Origin of the sequence: Mycobacterium sp. DBP42 (assembly GCF_005924235.1) — a bacterium.
In the GTDB taxonomy this organism is placed as follows: Bacteria; Actinomycetota; Actinomycetes; order Mycobacteriales; family Mycobacteriaceae; genus Mycobacterium; species Mycobacterium syngnathidarum.
In genome coordinates this window covers 42,445-59,328 of record NZ_VCMY01000003.1, presented here as the reverse complement: position 1 = coordinate 59,328, position 16,884 = coordinate 42,445, and the positions used below count along the sequence as shown (strand labels likewise).

Genomic DNA, 16,884 nt, shown 5'->3' with positions numbered 1-16,884 from the left:
GCTGCGGGCACCCCACGATCGAGTTCTCGCTCACCGGTTGATGATCTTTTCCAGGACCGCCGGGCGATCCTGTACGACCACGACATCGGGGAACTGCGCGAGCAACGCACAGACGAACGCCGACCGCATAACCTTCAGGTCGTTGAGCAACTCGATGTGGCTGAGAGTTCCGTTCTTACACAACTGTTCCCAGGCCACGACGATCATCCATGCGGGCACCAGCTGAGGTCCGGCGGCATGTGCCCGGGACCGCTCGGTCTCCACCCGCACCCCCATGCGGTCGAACGACGTCACCCAATTGGTGCGCTTGTTGCTCAAGGTCTCGATGACATCGCTGTCGGTGACCACCTCCTTGATGCGCTCCAACAGGTCGTCGTCCAGTTCGACCGCTGACTTGCGGCTCAGTCTCGTTTCACGACTCATTCCTCTACACCTCCAATCATCAATCGGCTCTTGATGTCCCGGTATGCCTGCACGCGCGCCATCACGGCGTCGACCGCCGAGTCCTGCTGCATGGTTTCTGGGGTGGCCTCAATGCCGTACAACATGGCACTCAACTTCGCGTGCAGTTCGGTGCGCTGGTCTGCGACCCGAGCGTCCTCGCGTTCGGTGCGTAGCGACTTGTCGATCAGTTGCGCTTCCTTGGCGCACTTGCCGACGAGTTCCACGCGCTCGACCGCGGCGCGTTCCAGGTTCGCGATGGTGGCCTTGGCCTCAGCGAGGATCTTGCGGTCCTCGGCACTGGGTTTATCCAATGCCGAGAGCTTGCTCGTCACCGCACCCAAGGCGTGCGCCTTCTCGAAATTGTCAGTGATCCCCTTGATGTCAGCGCTGAAGTCGACATCGCCCAGCCATCCGGCGCGGGCGGCTTCGGACGCCGTCACCTGCCTGACCGCGCTCAGCGCGGATTCCAGGCGTGCGGCATTGTCCTTGCCGAGCGTGTCGATGCGGCGTTGCTTTTCCTTGCGCACTCGCTCTTCGCGTTCACGCTTGGCGGCCGCAGTCCGCGCCACCTGCTGCGCTCGTTCCCGTTCGTGCGCCTCATAGCTGCGCTTCTCCAAGGCAACGGTGATCTTGTAGGAAATCCAGCCCAGCATCACCACCGCAGTGATGACCCCGAGGGCGATCCAGACCGGCTTCGGCACCAGGGCGATGAGCACGATGACGAAAAAGACCAGTCCGCCGACGGCATTGGACCCGTCCGAGGAGCGTTTCTCGCTCATCTCTCCTCCTGTCGTTGATTCGCTTGGGCCAGAACGGCTCCACGGGGTAATCCGCTGGCGCTCGCGGGGAGCCGGCCAGTATCACACCGACCACCGACAAGCGTTCGGATACGCCGACGGGCACACGACTTGTCGGGGGCGCCGGTTATCCTGACGATGCGTCAAGAGATGCCGTCACCAGCTCCGACTGGACGCCCTGACGCGAGTGCCCCGACGACACGAAGGGAGCCACCCGATGAGCGATTCCCCCGAGGGCTACGACATCATCGGCGATGTCCACGGATGCGCCACACAGCTGAAGGCGTTGCTCGCCGAGCTCGGATATCGGAGAACCAGCAGACCGAGCGAATATCGGCACCCCGAGCGGCAGGTCATCTATGTCGGTGACCTGATCGACCGCGGCGACGAACAGCTGGAGGTTCTGCAGATCGCCAACGACATGGTCGACGCCGGCAGCGCGAAGATCGTGATGGGCAACCATGAGTTCAACGCACTGGCCTACGACACCGAATGGCCGGCAGACAGCGGCAAGTACCTACGTGCGCATTCTGCAAAGAACACCAAGCAGCACAAGGCGTTTCTCGATCAGGTCACCGGCGCTGACCGCCGTCGATCCCTGGAGTGGTTCACCACCATCCCGCTGTGGCTGGATCTCGGCGGCCTGCGGGTCGTGCATGCCTGCTGGCACCAGGATTCGATCGCCGTCGTCGAAAAGCAGTGTGGCTCAAGCACACCGTTCGGCGATACCAATCACCTCGTCGCCGCCACCGACAAAGACAATCCGCTGTACGACGCTATCGAGACCCTGCTCAAGGGCCCGGAGATCAGCCTGGTCGACCGCGACCAACCGGCGTACCGCGACAAGGACGACAACCCGCGTGACAGTGCACGGGTGCGGTGGTGGAACAGCGAGGCCCGCACCCTGCGGGACCTCGCGGAAATGGGCGGCAACTACACCACGGCCAGCGGTGAGCCCTACCCGCCACTTCCCGAGAAGGAGCTGTCCGGCAACGACCGGACTTACGTCTATCCGGCGGGGGTCCCGGTGTTCTACGGGCACTACTGGCGGCAGGGTTCGCCCAAGCACCTGCACGACTGGACCGACTACACCGCGTGCGTGGACTTCAGCGCGGTGCAGGGCGGCACCTTGACCGCCTACCGCTGGTCAGGCGAAAAGCGGATCCGCCCAGAGCATTACGTGCCGTCGGCCTGAATGCGGCGCTAGCGCGGTGAAGTGCCCCGCCACGTCACTGCCAGCTATCGCACGGCCCAGCAGCAAATAGAAGCAGGGGTGTCGGTGGACCACCGATATAATTGCTTTATGCAGGTGATACGGGCTATCTATCCACTCCTGGACCGCGATATAGCCACAATAGCTACGCATCAGGATCCCTGTGGGCGGGTCTGCTGCACGATCAGGTGACATCTGAGTTGGCTTGCCCAGCGTGGGCAGGCTGGAAGGATGTCAGTGTGCCTAGGCCCTACCCCCGTGAGTTCCGCGACGACGTCGTGCGCGTTGCTCGCAACCGAGATGACGGTGCGACGATCGAGCAGATCGCCACCGATTTCGGTGTTCACCCGGTGACGCTGCACAAGTGGATGCGCCAAGCCGACATCGACGAAGGCGGCAAGCCGGGCAAGAGCACCAGCGAGTCCGCTGAGCTGCGCGACGCGCGGCGTCGGATCAAGTTGTTGGAGCAGGAGAATGAAGTCCTGCGCCGGGCCACGGCCTATCTGTCGCAGGCCAACCTTCCGGGAAAAGGCTCTACCCGCTCGTAAGTGAGCTCGCCGCCGACGGGATCCCCGTCGCGGTGACGTGCCGGGTCCTCAAGCTCGCCCGCCAGCCCTACTACCGCTGGCGGGCCCATCCCATCACCGACGCCGAACTCGTCGAGGCCTACCGCGCCAACGTGCTGTTCGACGCCCATAAGGACGACCCCGAGTTCGGGTACCGCTACCTGGTCGAAGAGGCCCGAGAGGCCGGCGAGTCGATGGCCGAGCGCACTGCCTGGCGGATCTGCTCGCAGAATCAGTTGTGGAGCGTGTTCGGTAAGAAGCGCGGCAAGAACGGCAAGGTTGGTCCGCCGGTGCACGATGATCTTGTCGAGCGCGACTTCACCGCTGATGCGCCAAATCAATTGTGGCTCACCGATATCACCGAGCATCGCACTGATGAAGGCAAGCTCTATCTCTGCGCGATCAAGGATGTGTTCTCCAACCGCATCGTCGGGTACTCGATCGACTCCCGGATGAAGTCCCGGTTGGCCACCGCAGCGCTCAGTAGTGCGGTGGCTCGCCGCGGTGATGTGGCCGGGTGCATTCTGCATTCTGATCGTGGATCTCAGTTCAGGTCAAGACGATTCGTTCACGCACTCGGTCGCTACGAGATGGTCGGATCGATGGGCCGCGTCGGTGCGGCCGGCGACAATGCGGCCATGGAGAGCTTTTTCGCCCTGCTGCAGAAGAACGTGCTCGATCGCCGCCGATGGAGCACACGAGAAGAGCTAAGGATCGCCATCGTCACCTGGATCGAACGGACCTACCATCGCCGCCGGCGCCAAGCCGGCCTCGGGCGGTTGACCCCGATCGAATACGAAGTCATCATGACCACACCGGCCAGTCAGGCCGCGTGACCGCAACTGTCACCTGATCGTGCAGCAGGCCCATTCGAGTACGGTGCGTGTTACTTGGGTCCGTGAGCTCGGGGTATGTCGCGATCCCCTCATCGAGCAGACGCTGCTCCAACGTCTGCAACAACTTGGCAGAGCTACGTTGGTAGCCGGCTTCACGTACCAGCGTTCCGAGCAGGCTGTCTGGGCTGTGCGACAACGACCGCGTCACCTCCGGTTTGTCATCGATCCGCTTGCGCGTCTTCGCGATGAGTCGCTCAAGGCGCTCTTCTTTGCTGACAAGTCTCGGCATCCTGCGACTCTCCGATCGCGCTGGCTAGGAACACTCACCTGCAAACGTTCCTACCATGACGCGGGAGTGAACCGTGGCAACTTTCTGAACGACATCTTCGGTTGGAAACCCACCGTCGCGAGGTCCGATCAGTAACGTCTGACAGTGAACACCGCTGACCTATCCGTCTGGGTTCGAGCGATAACCGTCCTGGCGGCACCAGTCCCACCGATTGAAATCGGATGGATGTTCAGCGATCTGATAGACGCGCCGACCCCACGTCGCGATCCACGCGTCCGAAGCTGTCCGCGCAGTCTCGGCGGCTACCAACAGTCGATGATCGGTGTGGTCCGAATGGCCGACCAGGCAGTACAAGCTGTCAAGAAGGTACTTCCGGGCAGGGCAAGCTTGATCACCGATAAGCGCTAGCAGCAATTCCAGGTTGTCCATGTCGGCAATGACGAGGTCCCAGTCCTGCATCGGCTCGAACGCTCCGCTGTACGCCCAGTCACGGATCTCCTCCGGCGTCGGGTTGACCACGTCGACAAAGCTCGGTTCGTCCGGCATCGTCCTATCGTCGCAGGATTTCTCCGATATCTACCGGATGAGGTTGCGGCCGTGCCAATTATGCTATCGATCCATTCAGCAAACTAGGCGCGCACAGGGCAAGGGCACTCCTTCAGCGAACGACAGCGCGCCGACCTCAAGGGCGCTCAGCCGTCGGACAACTCGGACCGTTGGTCGGCAGTGAAGGCGGGCATTGCCGCTACAGGGTCGATGAGCTTCGCGCCCCGATACCTGCGGACGTTGTCGGATGCCGCCACCCAGGCCTCGCGGGATTTTCCTCGTGCGTAGGTGACAGCCTGGTCAGCCTTGACGCCCAGGCCCCCGCCCACCTCGACAGCGTCTTGGTCGGCACCCATGTACAGAAACTCCCACCCGCGCTCGTTGGTTTGTTGCTCGACGAGAGCCTTGACTGCCGGACGTGGCCATTCGATGCTCGCGTTCTCATGGCCATCGGTCATGACGGCCACAACCACTGTCCCCGGCCGGCCATCCTCGGGCAGCGCGTCGATCCGTGCGGCGGTGTCGGTGATGAGCTTGCCCATCGAGTCCAGCAGTGCCGTTCGCCCGCGCGGCTCCAGCACCAACGGTGGCACGCGGTCGATCGAAAGACCTTGGTAGACAACCTCGTATTCGTGATCGAACTGCGCCAGCGTCGCGATGCACTGCCCCTCGGCGGCTCGTTGTTCAACGAGGAAGGCGTCGAACCCGCCGACGACGTCGGACTTGATCGACTGCATCGACCCGGACCGGTCCAGCAGGAAAACAAGGTGGGTGAGATTCGAGTTGGCCATGGTCGGTCCTTTCCGGAAGCGCTAGGAGCGCTTCGTGTTTCGGCGCGGTTTGAACCGCATCGGTTCGGTAGGTGGAGTGGGCGGCAGCGGTGTGCGGGCATGCTTGTCGTTCCGCGCACGTTTGACGTCTTCGGCGGTCACGCGACCGCCCGTGGTGGCGTACGGGGCCAGCCGGGCCGTATTGGCCAGGCGGGGCCCGACCGCATTCTCGGTGAGGCCGGCACTTTTCCCGGCCGCCGCGAGCGACATTTCGTCGTCGACGACGGCGCGGGCGAGCTGCTCGTCCAGGAGCTTGCCGACCTCCGTCAGCACCAGCCGCAGATGTCGCAGGGATTCTGCGGTGGCACCGGCCTTTTCGGCGTCAGCCAGGTGACGGCGGATCTGTTCGTAGGGGTTGAACATGACGCACTATAGCGCAGTAACTGCGGACTCCGCAATAACTGCGGTTCCACTGTCACAACCCTGCCGCAGCGGCCCCGTAGGCGGCCTGCGCGGAGGTATACCCCTCGTACTCGAGTTGGTTGATCAGTCCGCTACGCGAGAACCCCGAATAATCCAGGTAAGCCTTGGCAGCTTTCGCCGCTTGCACATTCCAGTCGACGACGATGCTGTCGACGGCGAAGGTCGCGTCTGCGGTCGAGAATCCCTCGTACTCCAGTTGCTTGATGAGCCCCTGACGCGAAAAGGCACTGTAGTCGAGGTATTGCTTGGCGCTACGCACCGCATTGCGTTGGCTCGCTGACGAAACCGGCTCCAACGGGATCGTGGGTCCCGACAGAGCGCGAGCGTGCGGCTGGCTGCGCTCTTCGACGCTGGTGACAGCGCTGGCCAACTGCACCGACGTGGCAGCCACCCCGAGCCCAGTATTCGCGGACCAAAGGGCTGTGCCACCGACGGTCAACAGGATGCCTGCGACAAGGGCACCGACACCCTTTCTCATGTTGATTCGAGATTTGGCGCTCGGAGGCGCCGAATTGGCAGGCGTGCGGCCGACGGTGTGGGTCGCGGCAATCTGCGCCAGGTAGGTAATCATCGTGTGCTCCATCCGTTGTTCGTGTCGCTCGCACACGCGAGCCGAACAGAATGACAGAGCCGACCGACAAGTACCTTCCCTGCCACCAGCATCGCCGCGCCGAGGCCGGCTCACGGCCCTGCTGTCGGTGGCATGTGCCATTCTGATCAGCTCCCGCCCGGGCGCCGATCGCAATATGACGGAGTTGACATGACCGAAAACGCATCCCAGACAAGTCCACCCGGTTTGGAGTCGGGTTTGTTTGAGCTGTGATTCCATTGATCTCGTCGACAACCGGGGCGGCTGTCGGCAGGCACCTGCAGAATGATGCACCATGACACCGACCGTGGAATTCCGCGACGATGACGACGGCTATCTGAGGTGGCTGGTGGAGCATCCCACGGGCTACGTCCTCAACATTCAGCGCGGTTACAGCCCGGCGGACGCCCGCGTGCACCGCGCCAACTGCTCGACCATCGGTGGCCGGAGCATTCCAGGGAAGACGCTGACTGAGTCGTATGTCAAGCACTGCGCCGACTATCTCGAAGATCTGACGCGGTGGGCCATTACGACGGTTCAGCAGGAAATCCGGCCATGTGGCACCTGCCGCCCGACAAGCGCCCTCGGCACGACTACAAACGAGAATGAGGACAGTGCCCCGACGTCCTTGGAGTTCGACGAACATTTCGCCATCCGTGGACCGCAGTCGGACAATCCCGTGGTCGAGGCTCGGGCCGACGACTACATCCGCTTCGAGCGACTACCGTCGTGGCAGCTGAGCCTGCGCTCCCAGATCCGGAGCCGGTGCAACCTGCTCCGCCCGTCTGCCAGTGAGGTGTTGCACGCGAAGTACTTTGGCGCCAAACCGCCCAACGCTGATGTCGAGAACCGCGTGCTGTACAACATCGGCACATTCAAAGCCGCCGGCCAGAACGGAATCCGCTTCGAGCATGGTCACTCCTTCTCGGAGCCTGAGGACCGCGCTGAGTACCCGTACGCCTACCGCTACGCACTCGCCCCACGTGGCGGCGGTTTCGACGACTGGCGGCCAGGACGAAAGCTCGCTTCGTTCGAGTGGACCGATGTCGGCAAACTCACCAGGAACCCCAAGCTAGCCGAGATCTGGTTGGCTCTCGCCCGGAACCCGGGTCAGCTCTACGCGCCATGCCGCGCCCCTGGCACTCCCTATGTCCTCAAGGTCGAGGTCCGAGCACCGCGAGGACGGCATCCAGTGTGGGGCGCGCTGGTGAAGAGCATTTTCGACGGTGTGATCTGCGCACACCAGGCCCACACCGACACGGAAACCGTGCCTGTCGTCGCGGACCGGATCGCCGCAGCGCTCGGGGAAGCCCCTGAGGAGATCGCGAAACTGCTATTAGATCAACGCCGCAACGCCATCGGCCTCGTGCCCAAGCTCGTCAAGCCGTTTGGTGCAGGCGTCCAGTGGCACCCGTCGGACGAGATGTGCGTAGCAGGCGAACTGCTTGCCGCCGAATCTAGCGACCAACAGGGGCGCACAGGCGATCAGGCCTGGGCGATCAAAGGTCAGATCATGGAACTGATTCGTCGAGTGCCCTGAGACGCCACTGCCTGCCCTATCCACGATTCGCCCGGCGTAGAACGTCACTGCATCGAGATGGTGTGTCCGCCCGGGCACTCGGGGCGAAAGTCAGACTGGCAACAAGGACTCCACAACACCGCACAGGTACTCAATCTCAGCGGCTGAGGGTTGCAGCTCAAACGCATGGACGTGGCATGCCGCGCTGAGCCGATTCCACGCGATCGCCGCGCCGTCGGCGGCCTCCTCGGTGTCCAACGAACGCAGCACCACAAGCTGACTCCTGGTATTCGCCCATGGCGCGGGTGCACCCACGCTGGCGCACCGCAGTTCGATGATCTCTTCCAACGCTTGACGCGCGAGAAAGGCCGCCATGCGCGACGAAAGTCCATCAGCGCGTGACTGTCTGACAATCCGCTGTGCCTGCCGCAGCAGTTCGTTCGCGCTCATCGCCGCCCCAGGAGATCGTCCACGGTACGTTCGAGCTCGCGCACGTCCTCCTTTGTCAGATTCTCGACGCTCCCGTGGGCGCCGGCATTGCCGATGTCCAGCACGTTCTTCCGCCCACGACGGGCGTTGAGCCACGCCGTCACGTCTGCTTGCTCATCGCCGTGGACAGCGAGCGCCAGGCGGTTCCGCGTTTTCTTCGCGGACTGCCATTGCGATTCGGCGGCCACCCGGGACTGCCCCGCCGACAACTGGCGTGCGTAATGTGCCTGTTTGGCCGCCGATTCCAACGCCATCCGAAACAGGTTCGGCGCCACGCGTCCTTTAATGTCGTCGGGTAGGCCGTTGTCTTGAACGATCGCGAAGGCATCGTCGACAAGCCGACGCGCCGGGTCCGTGTTCAGCCGGGTCGTGACTTTCGAACCGGCTCCCCGAATGACATCGACGAGCCGCGCCTCGACACCGGTATCCCGGATGACCGAAGCCAATCGATCGTCGTGGGAAAAGACCACGATCTGGTGGGTACGGGCGATGCTCGTAAGCACGCGGACGAAGCCGTCGATCTTGGCCGGGTCCATGGCTTGAATCGGATCATCGAGAATCACAAACCGGAACGGGCTTTTGACCGACGTGGCCCGTGGCAGGAACAGCGCCAGCGCGACAGCATTCTGCTCACCTTGGCTCATGACCGAAAGAGCCTGGGTGGGCTCACCGTCCACAGAGCCGCTCAGCACCGCCTTCCGCTGGGTAGCCGTTCCCTTCAGAGTGATCTCGCCGAGATCGACATTGCTCTCTTGTCGTAACTCACTCCAGATCTGGCGCGATTGAGCCGCAATAGGTTTGAGTCTGAGGTTGCGAAATGCCATCCCCTGCTTGTTGGCCCAGTTCTTGGCGGCCGTGGCCGCCTTGTATCGCGCATCGAGCTGCTGAGCCCTGCGCTCCTCCGGCACCCACGCAGCCACCTGCGCCGCCAGCGGCGCCCAGGCGTCTTCGCGGCTCGCCAGAACTTGACCGGCTTCGGTTCTTAGCAGTTCCGCCGCGCTGAGGGCATCGGTCAGCGCCGATTCCAACTCGGCCACTCTCGCGACGTCGTCCACGGGGATTTCCGCGGCGTGTTCAGCTGCGGTGTTGTACAGCGCAAGCACCTGCAGGTCGACCCCCGGGGCTGCCTCGACCGGCCGCAGTCGTGCCGTCAGCCCTTGAACACCTGCCTGGGCAGTCTTGAGATCATTGACAGCTGCGCGGTATTCGGCGACCGAGGCTTCACCGTCGACGAGTGCGGTGCGCGCCTGCTCGGCCCAGCCCTGATCCAGCCGGCCTTCACCGCACACCGGGCAGTCAGTGTCCCCGGCACGCGTGTGGTAGTCGAGTGCGCTCCGCAGCAGTTCCACCCGGTCTGACGCCAATGCCGCGATCGCGACTTCGCTGCGGCGTAGGTTGTCCAGTGAAGTTCGCAGCCGGGCCAGGCATGATCCAATGTCTTCAACAGACGGCACCACCATCTCACTGAGATCGCGAAGCGCCGCGACGATGCCCGTTTCGGGCTGGTTCGCCCCGGTGACTATCGCCAGAATCTCATCGAGTGGCCGTACATGCTTCTTCAGCAGCTTCACCAGGCCTGCGGCTCGCTCATCTTCCGACGACAACAGCGCCGCAATAGCTTCCTTCCGCAGGACGTCGGCAGCGTCCTTCACCAGTTTGGCTTCTTTGAGATCGGCAGCCAACCTCTTCTCGACCACCGAAAGCACCTCAAGTCCAAGGAGTTTGGCCAGCGCGTCGTACAGAGCAGAAGGCCCACCGTCGAAGAGGCGGCCAAGTTCGTCGTAGGACAGCACCGGACGGCAACGCTGCAACGGATGCGTCCAGCCGAGGTTGTCGATACCGTCGAGGCGGTCTTCGCCGTCCCGTTGGGTCCACAGCGTGCAGTCCGTCAGCTCCGCCTCGGTAGCCCAGTCGACGCCGATGGTGACCGGCCCGCTGCCTTCGCGGGTGAACCTGACCCGCAATGCGCAGGGATTGGATTTGTGTAGATTCCGCCACGACTCCGACCACAGCGCTTGCTTCCCTCGCCAGCGGTAGCTCGAGCCGGTCAGGGCCAGTTCGACGGCTTCAGCAAAACTTGATTTGCCCGAGCCGTTGCGACCACTGACCACGGTCAGGCCAGGGCCGGGCTCCAGGTCGAGTTTGGCCGTGGAACCGATGCCGCGGAAGCCGGACACCGTGATGTTGGTCAGGTACGTCGAGGACCAGTCGGTCTCCGCGCTGCCGTCGGCTTCATCGGTAACTTCGGCAAGCGCGCCCAACACGAGGTTGCGGGCCGATTCGTCCAGCTCACTGTCGGCATCGAGCAGCTCCAGGATGGCCTCCTGAACAGACTGCTCCATCTCACTGCCGGCGCGGTCAATTTCTTCCACGCGACGATTGAACTACGTGGCACCGACGTGCGCGTTCAATTGATGCCAGTCAGCCTTGCGTGCCGCAAGCCGTGGTGCCCGTGCAGCAACCTGACAAAGGTGACTTCCAAGGCGTCCGGAATTGGCGGCCAATGTGTCTGCCGTTCCCGCAGCGGAGCGTCCTCGTCGGCACCGAACGCGCTAGCTAATGAGAGAATCTCCTGGTCACGTCACGTCTACAACCCGCGGTCGGGCGACTCGGCTCCGGCGGCTCTGCACGGCGTCGGTGAAGCCTCGTCGTTGGACGCACAAAGATCAACTACCAGGCCGCGTATCCCAGGTTCCGAACAGTGACGCCAACATGAAGATCGCCGCGGTTGCTCGCGACCGCTGCGCACTCAGATACGAACCGCAACTCTCTGCGAGACCATCAACCTGGTTTGCCGCGCGTCCGGCTCGATCGAGTTGTCGGTCGCCGGGTCCATACTGATCGGCTCGCTGGAGATTCCATGCCGAGCGGGAACTGACGTCACCCGAGCACTGGGAGGTCTCGATGGCGACGACCGTACACAACCGACTACAAGACCGTCTCGACGCACTGAGGTGATGGGCATCCTCCACAGCCCCGCCGACGGTACGGAATTAGGGAAGTCGATCCGCCCCTTCGTCCACCTCAAATAACATCAGCCGCGAACTACAAGGAGCGATCATGGCGCCAATCGACGACCTGGGCACCAAGGCCTACAGCGGAATGGGACGTGAAGGCACACCGTTCATCGAAACCCTGGGACCAAAGATCATCAATAACGGCCTTCTGCAGGGCCGTTCGACGATGTCACATACCGAACAGGCCTGGACCGAGGCCGCAGCGGCGGAATTGATCGCGGTCTACGTCGAGAGCCCGGATACGTCGGGCGAGAGCTTTGACAACAAACTGCGAAAGCAGGTCAGCACAACCTCACGGGCAGCTCGCCTGCTCTTTTCCGACCTCATTTTGCTGAATCTGCTGCCCCTCGGCGACTATGGCGCAGTCCGGAAACGGGAGCTCGTCTGTCTGCCCATCGAGGATCTCGACCCCCCAGCCACCATCCCCGCTGACGTCGAGGCGGCACTCCACCACGGAATGTTTAAGGGCGGCATCGGCTTCAAGAGCGGTCGGTTCGCACGATTACGGTGGCTCATCACCTTTGCCCACTACGCCTGCGGAGTGAGCAAAGAAGAACGTACTGCCGCGTTGGCCGACCCGCTGTCATTCCGAGAGTTCGTACAGGCAGCACCCGGAGCAAGTGAAGGCGCTCAACGCCAATCACTGCTGTACCTGGCATTCCCCTGGTTCTATCTGCCTACCATCATTGCCCGCCAGCGGACGAGGATCCGTGACGCTTTCGCCGACCAATGCCTACAGGGCGGCAAGACGGACGACGTCGACATCGACCTGCATAAGATCTACGCAAATCTGACGCAGGCCGCTGGTGGGCCGATCGACTTCTACCGCGATCCTGTCTACGAACAGCGCTGGGCTGAACCCGCCCCACCGAAACGCCAAGTCTGGATCTTGCAGCCTGCCGCCGATGAGTTCGACTTGACCGACTATCTCAAGAAGCCCGATGTTGGAGCAGGCACCCCAGGAAACTTGCGGTTGCGACAACACGTCAAGGAAGTCGCCGAAGGCGACACCGTGCTGCTGTGGTCACCGACGCCCCAACCCGGCATCTACGCGACTGGGAGCATCACCGGGGACAATATGACCGAGCACGAAGCCGAGGCGGAGCCCGACGGTCAGTCAACTGCGGGCCGCTCCATCGGATTCGAACTCAAGGAGAGCCTCCTCGCACATCCGTTGACTCTGGACCGCATGGCCGCAGAACCGGTCCTCAAAGATTTGGAGATCGTCAAGAATCCGACTGCCGCCAACTTCAAGGTGACTGGGCCGCAGTGGGAAATGCTCCGCACCTTGCTGGAACGACCCACACCTGTTCCAGGTCCCCGTGACCATGGCTGGTTGATCAACGAAATTCATTGGCCTCCAGGGGAAATCGATGATCTGACCGAGACCCTGCGTACGCGTCGACCACAGGTGATCCTGGCTGGACCTCCCGGTACCGGCAAGACGTATGTCGCCGAGAAGGTTGCTGAACATCTGACCGGTGGGCTGCCGGGCACCGTTCAGATTATTCAGTTCCACCCGAGTTACGCCTACGAGGACTTCGTGGAAGGACTGCGTCCCGTTGCCAAAGACGGGCAGGTGACGTTCGAGGTGATCGAGGGCAAGCTCGTCCGACTTGCCGACGCTGCGCGCAACTCCCCTGATCAATCATTCGTGCTCGTGATCGACGAGATCAACCGCGCCAATCTGCCCAGCGTGTTCGGAGAGTTGTTGTACCTGTTGGAGTATCGAGAAAAGGAGATTCAGCTCCTGCTCCGCGAGAAATTCTCTCTGCCGCGCAATCTGTACATCATCGGCACCATGAACACCGCTGACCGAAGTGTGCGCAATCTCGATGCCGCACTACGCCGGCGGTTCGACATTTTCGACTGCCCGCCACGTGACACAGTGTTGGAGCGCTACTACGACCGTGGCGGATACGACTCGCAGGTCCTCAGCCTCCTCGATGGGTTCAAGGAGCTGAATGCTCGCTTACGCGAAGACATCGATGAGAACCACACGATCGGCCACAGCTATTTCATGCGCCGCACGTACACGCCTGACGATTTGCGCCGGACGTGGCTGCGCCAGATACTGCCGCTGCTGCGTGAGTACTACTTCGACCAGCCGTCATTGGTGGACCAGTTCGTGTTCAATGACCTGTGGCCAGATCAGCCTCCGCTATGAGAACAGTGCATCTGACCGAATCCGCCGAGCAGCGGGTGCCGCTGACGGCGGAGGAAGCCGCAACGCTGCGCAGCATCGGGCAACAGCTCGCGTCCAAGAAGGATTGGTGGGGCGCCTCTGACGAAGACGATCCCTCCTCCAACCAGACGGTGGTGCGGTGCAATGCCGTGTCGGCATCCGATTACCTGGTACGCATCTCGGATGCGATCGGCGTGATCGGACTGCAACATACTCAGCTCGTGGTCAATCCCAAGATCTCATTGGCACATCTACTGTTCTTGTTCGCAGCGTCTCAACAGTTTCCACGTCACCTGCTCGAACGAACCCATCTCGAAACAGACTCCAGCTTCCACATTGTCGTGGCGACGTGGTTCACCGAAGCATGTGAAGTGCTGCTGCGGCATGGGCTGGCGAGCGACTACTCGCGTGTCACCGGCAACCTCGGATGTGCCCGCGGCCGGATCGAGGCCACAGCTACCGCACGTTCAGTGATGATGGGCAGACCAGTTGTCCGCTGCGACTACGACATCCGCAGCGAGGACACCAGCCTGAACCGGGTGGTCAAAGGCGCCACGCTCCGACTACTCAGTTGGCCGGACATGCCGGCTGATCTGCGGCGGCGATGCCGACGAATCGGCGATCGATTGACTGACATCCGGGGACTGCGCGACGGCGATACCCAAGTCAGGCTCGACCCACTCACTAGCAGCTACAAAGACGTCCTTCCACTGGCGCTGATGATTCTGGAAAGCAGCAGCATCTCCATCTGCGAAGGTGCGCAACCGGTTTGGACATTTCTCTACCGCACCCCAGACGCAGTCGAAGCTGGAGTACGCGACTGCCTCCAGCGGCGACTCCACACATATTGCACAATCGAGAAACGGCGGAAGAACCTGCAAGGTGACAAGAAACGAAGCTTGAACCCAGACCTGGTATTCGGACATACCTTCGCAGTCGGCGACATCAAATATAAACATCGTCCGGACGGTTCGATTGGGCGTTCCGACCTCAACCAGATCACCACGTTCGCAACCGGATACCGCGTCAATGCCGGCGTCGTAATCGCATTCGGCGAGCGCGAAGTCGGGGCACACGTCCGCGTCGGACCCGTGGCGATCAATTGCTTCAACTGGAACACCACCACAGCCAACCCAGCGGACGCAGCGGACGCGCTTGCTGAGCACCTTCAGGGATGGCTCGCGGCGCAAGCAGAAGGACAAGTTTCGACACCTACACGCCGAAGCCACGGAAGGACCCCATGAGCACGGACCCGTCCAATATCCCAGCCGAATGGCTTGCCGCTGGGTTGTCTGCCAGCGATGCGAAGACCTTCATCGATGCCGGTGTGTCCCTCGCCATCGCCCGCGAATGGGCGAATGCCGAGATCGACGCCGACGATGCGGTCGAATACATCGACAAGACCGTACCCCTTGACGTCGCAACGGAATTCCACCAACGGGGCATCGAGCCATGGCAGATCACTCGCACCGACACTGCATACGAGGTGGAGCTCGAGCCCTGGCAGAAGGATCCCGTCGACCAGCTTCCGGAGGTGATCAAGCCCGGGCGTTTCGGGCTGAGCTTGTGGTCGGTGACCCCATGGGATGAAGATTCACATCTCGAGAGCGAGGTTGCACTGGAATGGGACGGACAGACGACCGTCGAATGGTCGGTGCTGAGCGGTTCCGGGCTGTCGATGATGTCGGACGTCTCGTTTACCGGTATCGCCGCCTGGCCAGACGGAAAGAATGTTTTGGTGAGCTACTCGGGCGATGCCGGACTGGGATTCCAGCGGCTGCCCGGTGCCGCACCCACGGCCGGCGGACCGGGCGGCGCAAAAGACCCGCAACACTGGGTCGAGTTCGCCAACTCACTCGTCGGCCTCACCGACGAGCTACTGAATTCCGGTATTGAATCGAGCGATGCGTTCGCCCACGAGTATCACCGCACCGCCGACGACGAATGGTTCGGATTCGATGACATGTTCCATGTCTATCTGGCCAGCGCAGGTCCCGATGGCAACCTGCCAGACTTCGACGAATGGGTTAGCGACGCGTTGACGGACGGAACGTACGAAATCGCCTGACCTGCCGGCCCGCGAGGGCAAGCAGACGGAGTCGGCCACAGCGTCCTGCGCCGCTAGATTTCAGTTCGAAATCCCGTTGGACACCTCGTGGCGTCGGGCGAGCTCCGCAGAGTCACGCCAGGCCGTAGCGATCCACTGGCAACCCAGGCATCCTGCGCAGTCGCCGAGCGTTACGCCGGGATGTCTGGTGGGCCACCGCTCTGGTGCACCGCCGTGTTCGGTCTCGTAGACCCGACGCAGCTCCTCGCGCTGGCGCCAGAGCGCGACCGCGTGGTCGATCCAGTTCGGGACGGCTCTCCACTGAACCATGTAGTGAACCTGGCGCTGCGGATACAGGACGTCGTAGTACGGGCCCCACGTGCTGGCGGCGTACTCGGGTGCGGCGGTAGACAACACAGTGCCTTCGCGGTCCATAGTCACGGCCACCCTCTCCAGATGTCAGTACTCGACTCCGACGGCAGAACGATCGCGGACCTGCAACGGTCACGGCCACCGGTCGGGGCCCCAGCGCGATGCAAGTTGGGTACTTCCCAGGCGATGGCGCCAGGGTTGTACACATTCACAACCCATGCCGATCGTCGTCGACGGCGGCCTGCACAGCGCTGAAGGATGGCTCAGCGGCGACCAACAGTAGTGGCGCCACGGCACCTGCAACACGTCGAATAACATTCCACCCGAAGGCATCCCATGTTGCATGGTAGGTGACCTGCGAATCGCCGATCCAGGTGCGCAACACAAGATCACCCGCGGCGAGTCGGATCCACTCGTTTCCAAACATCTTGCCCACCCTCTCGATGTACGGCCGCGACCGCTCGCCCCTCATCGAGGCGCTCTTACCGCCTCCTGTTGAAGGCGATCGCTTCGTCATCCGAGCCACCCACGAGCGTGGGGTTGGCGTGCCGCCCAGTCGGAGCTTGTCGACGGCATCTCGTGAAGCTCGCTCACCGTAACAACGCCGCCTGACAGATTCTTCCGGCCGCACACACCCCTGCGCGGTCAGCCCGAAGATTGGGCTGAACGTCGGCGAGATCTAGCAGCTGCGCGCCGGTGTAGTTCCGGAATGCGAGCTTCGT

At 62.4% G+C, this 16,884-nt stretch carries 16 protein-coding genes and 1 riboswitch; of the genes, 6 read left to right on the top strand and 10 right to left on the bottom strand.

Annotation, left to right across the window (positions count from 1 at the left end; translation table 11 throughout):
- Positions 1-30 precede the first annotated feature (30 nt).
- Together E0T84_RS04435 and E0T84_RS04430 are read right to left on the bottom strand one after the other, a co-directional pair.
- Positions 31-423: a hypothetical protein gene (locus E0T84_RS04435; protein WP_138743905.1), complete on the bottom strand. Its 393-nt coding sequence runs from the start codon at positions 421-423 to the stop codon at positions 31-33.
- The gene (locus tag E0T84_RS04430) at positions 420-1,223 is read right to left on the bottom strand and encodes a hypothetical protein (protein ID WP_138743904.1); all 804 of its coding nucleotides are present in this window, start codon (positions 1,221-1,223) and stop codon (positions 420-422) included. Before E0T84_RS04430 ends, E0T84_RS04435 begins: the two co-directional genes overlap by 4 nt.
- A 235-nt stretch (positions 1,224-1,458) precedes the next feature.
- Here E0T84_RS04430 and E0T84_RS04425 point away from each other — a divergent pair, with 235 nt between their 5' ends.
- Positions 1,459-2,436, top strand: a complete 978-nt coding sequence (locus E0T84_RS04425; protein WP_138743903.1) for a metallophosphoesterase — start codon at positions 1,459-1,461, stop codon at positions 2,434-2,436.
- Positions 2,437-2,693: 257 nt separating this feature from the next.
- Positions 2,694-3,856 (top strand): IS3 family transposase gene (locus E0T84_RS04420; protein WP_138743902.1). Its coding sequence is split into 2 segments (ribosomal slippage): positions 2,694-2,978 and positions 2,981-3,856, totalling 1,161 coding nucleotides; the frame shifts between segments, so codons are not numbered across the junction.
- On the opposite strand, the gene E0T84_RS04415 is transcribed toward E0T84_RS04420, so the two are convergent.
- The 5 genes from E0T84_RS04415 to E0T84_RS04395 form a co-directional block, all read right to left on the bottom strand.
- Positions 3,825-4,145 carry a hypothetical protein gene (locus E0T84_RS04415; protein ID WP_138743901.1) on the bottom strand — a complete coding sequence of 107 codons (321 nt, stop codon included), beginning with the start codon at positions 4,143-4,145 and terminating at the stop codon, positions 3,825-3,827. The two genes, E0T84_RS04420 and E0T84_RS04415, sit on opposite strands and share 32 nt — an antisense overlap.
- A gap of 159 nt (positions 4,146-4,304) precedes the next feature.
- Positions 4,305-4,691 carry a hypothetical protein gene (locus tag E0T84_RS04410; protein ID WP_138743900.1) on the bottom strand — a complete coding sequence of 129 codons (387 nt, stop codon included), beginning with the start codon at positions 4,689-4,691 and terminating at the stop codon, positions 4,305-4,307.
- A 146-nt stretch (positions 4,692-4,837) separates the two neighbouring features.
- On the bottom strand, positions 4,838-5,482 hold the full coding sequence (locus E0T84_RS04405; RefSeq protein WP_138743899.1) for a vWA domain-containing protein: 645 nt from the start codon (positions 5,480-5,482) through the stop codon (positions 4,838-4,840).
- 21 nt (positions 5,483-5,503) lie between these two features.
- Complete coding sequence (locus E0T84_RS04400) at positions 5,504-5,884, bottom strand: hypothetical protein (protein ID WP_138743898.1); 381 nt, start codon at positions 5,882-5,884, stop codon at positions 5,504-5,506.
- A gap of 52 nt (positions 5,885-5,936) precedes the next feature.
- Positions 5,937-6,515 (bottom strand): Ltp family lipoprotein, encoded by a 579-nt coding sequence (locus tag E0T84_RS04395; RefSeq protein ID WP_171054914.1) that lies wholly within the window; start codon positions 6,513-6,515, stop codon positions 5,937-5,939.
- 313 nt (positions 6,516-6,828) lie between these two features.
- Between E0T84_RS04395 and E0T84_RS04390 the strand changes: the two genes are divergently transcribed.
- A complete protein-coding gene (locus E0T84_RS04390) occupies positions 6,829-8,073 on the top strand; it encodes a hypothetical protein (RefSeq protein ID WP_138743897.1) in 1,245 nt (414 codons plus the stop codon).
- 90 nt (positions 8,074-8,163) lie between these two features.
- Here the strand turns inward: E0T84_RS04390 and E0T84_RS04385 are convergent, their stop codons facing one another.
- Complete coding sequence (locus tag E0T84_RS04385) at positions 8,164-8,502, bottom strand: hypothetical protein (RefSeq protein ID WP_138743896.1); 339 nt, start codon at positions 8,500-8,502, stop codon at positions 8,164-8,166.
- Entirely contained in the window at positions 8,499-10,805 is a 2,307-nt protein-coding gene (locus E0T84_RS04380) for an AAA family ATPase (RefSeq protein WP_249383582.1), read from the bottom strand. The genes E0T84_RS04385 and E0T84_RS04380 overlap by 4 nt, the downstream gene beginning before the upstream one ends.
- Before the next feature lie 796 nt (positions 10,806-11,601).
- On the opposite strand from E0T84_RS04380, the gene E0T84_RS04375 reads away from it, so the two are divergent.
- From E0T84_RS04375 to E0T84_RS04365, 3 genes are read left to right on the top strand one after another with little or no spacing between them, the layout of a single operon-like run.
- Positions 11,602-13,725, top strand: coding sequence for an AAA family ATPase (locus E0T84_RS04375; RefSeq protein ID WP_138743895.1), 2,124 nt, complete (start codon positions 11,602-11,604; stop codon positions 13,723-13,725).
- 5 nt (positions 13,726-13,730) lie between these two features.
- The gene (locus tag E0T84_RS04370; RefSeq protein WP_171054913.1) at positions 13,731-14,987 is read left to right on the top strand and encodes a hypothetical protein; all 1,257 of its coding nucleotides are present in this window, start codon (positions 13,731-13,733) and stop codon (positions 14,985-14,987) included.
- Complete coding sequence (locus tag E0T84_RS04365) at positions 14,984-15,811, top strand: hypothetical protein (RefSeq protein ID WP_138743893.1); 828 nt, start codon at positions 14,984-14,986, stop codon at positions 15,809-15,811. The genes E0T84_RS04370 and E0T84_RS04365 overlap by 4 nt, the downstream gene beginning before the upstream one ends.
- Positions 15,812-15,871: 60 nt before the next feature.
- Here E0T84_RS04365 and E0T84_RS04360 read toward each other — a convergent pair whose 3' ends face one another.
- On the bottom strand, positions 15,872-16,231 hold the full coding sequence (locus E0T84_RS04360) for a hypothetical protein (RefSeq protein WP_138743892.1): 360 nt from the start codon (positions 16,229-16,231) through the stop codon (positions 15,872-15,874).
- 404 nt (positions 16,232-16,635) lie between these two features.
- Positions 16,636-16,747: riboswitch (SAM riboswitch) on the bottom strand.
- Between the last annotated feature and the right edge of the window lie 137 nt (positions 16,748-16,884).

Excerpts from the sequence above, each read along its gene's own strand:
- E0T84_RS04400 (WP_138743898.1), bottom strand. The coding sequence starts at position 5,884 with ATGTTCAACCCCTACGAACAGATCCGCCGTCACCTGGCTGACGCCGAA.
- E0T84_RS04430 (WP_138743904.1), bottom strand. The coding sequence starts at position 1,223 with ATGAGCGAGAAACGCTCCTCGGACGGGTCCAATGCCGTCGGCGGACTG.
- E0T84_RS04410 (WP_138743900.1), bottom strand. The coding sequence starts at position 4,691 with ATGCCGGACGAACCGAGCTTTGTCGACGTGGTCAACCCGACGCCGGAG.
- E0T84_RS04375 (WP_138743895.1), top strand. The coding sequence starts at position 11,602 with ATGGCGCCAATCGACGACCTGGGCACCAAGGCCTACAGCGGAATGGGA.
- E0T84_RS04425 (WP_138743903.1), top strand. The coding sequence starts at position 1,459 with ATGAGCGATTCCCCCGAGGGCTACGACATCATCGGCGATGTCCACGGA.
- E0T84_RS04395 (WP_171054914.1), bottom strand. The coding sequence starts at position 6,515 with ATGATTACCTACCTGGCGCAGATTGCCGCGACCCACACCGTCGGCCGC.
- E0T84_RS04415 (WP_138743901.1), bottom strand. The coding sequence starts at position 4,145 with ATGCCGAGACTTGTCAGCAAAGAAGAGCGCCTTGAGCGACTCATCGCG.
- E0T84_RS04385 (WP_138743896.1), bottom strand. The coding sequence starts at position 8,502 with ATGAGCGCGAACGAACTGCTGCGGCAGGCACAGCGGATTGTCAGACAG.
- E0T84_RS04390 (WP_138743897.1), top strand. The coding sequence starts at position 6,829 with ATGACACCGACCGTGGAATTCCGCGACGATGACGACGGCTATCTGAGG.
- E0T84_RS04365 (WP_138743893.1), top strand. The coding sequence starts at position 14,984 with ATGAGCACGGACCCGTCCAATATCCCAGCCGAATGGCTTGCCGCTGGG.
- E0T84_RS04435 (WP_138743905.1), bottom strand. The coding sequence starts at position 423 with ATGAGTCGTGAAACGAGACTGAGCCGCAAGTCAGCGGTCGAACTGGAC.
- E0T84_RS04405 (WP_138743899.1), bottom strand. The coding sequence starts at position 5,482 with ATGGCCAACTCGAATCTCACCCACCTTGTTTTCCTGCTGGACCGGTCC.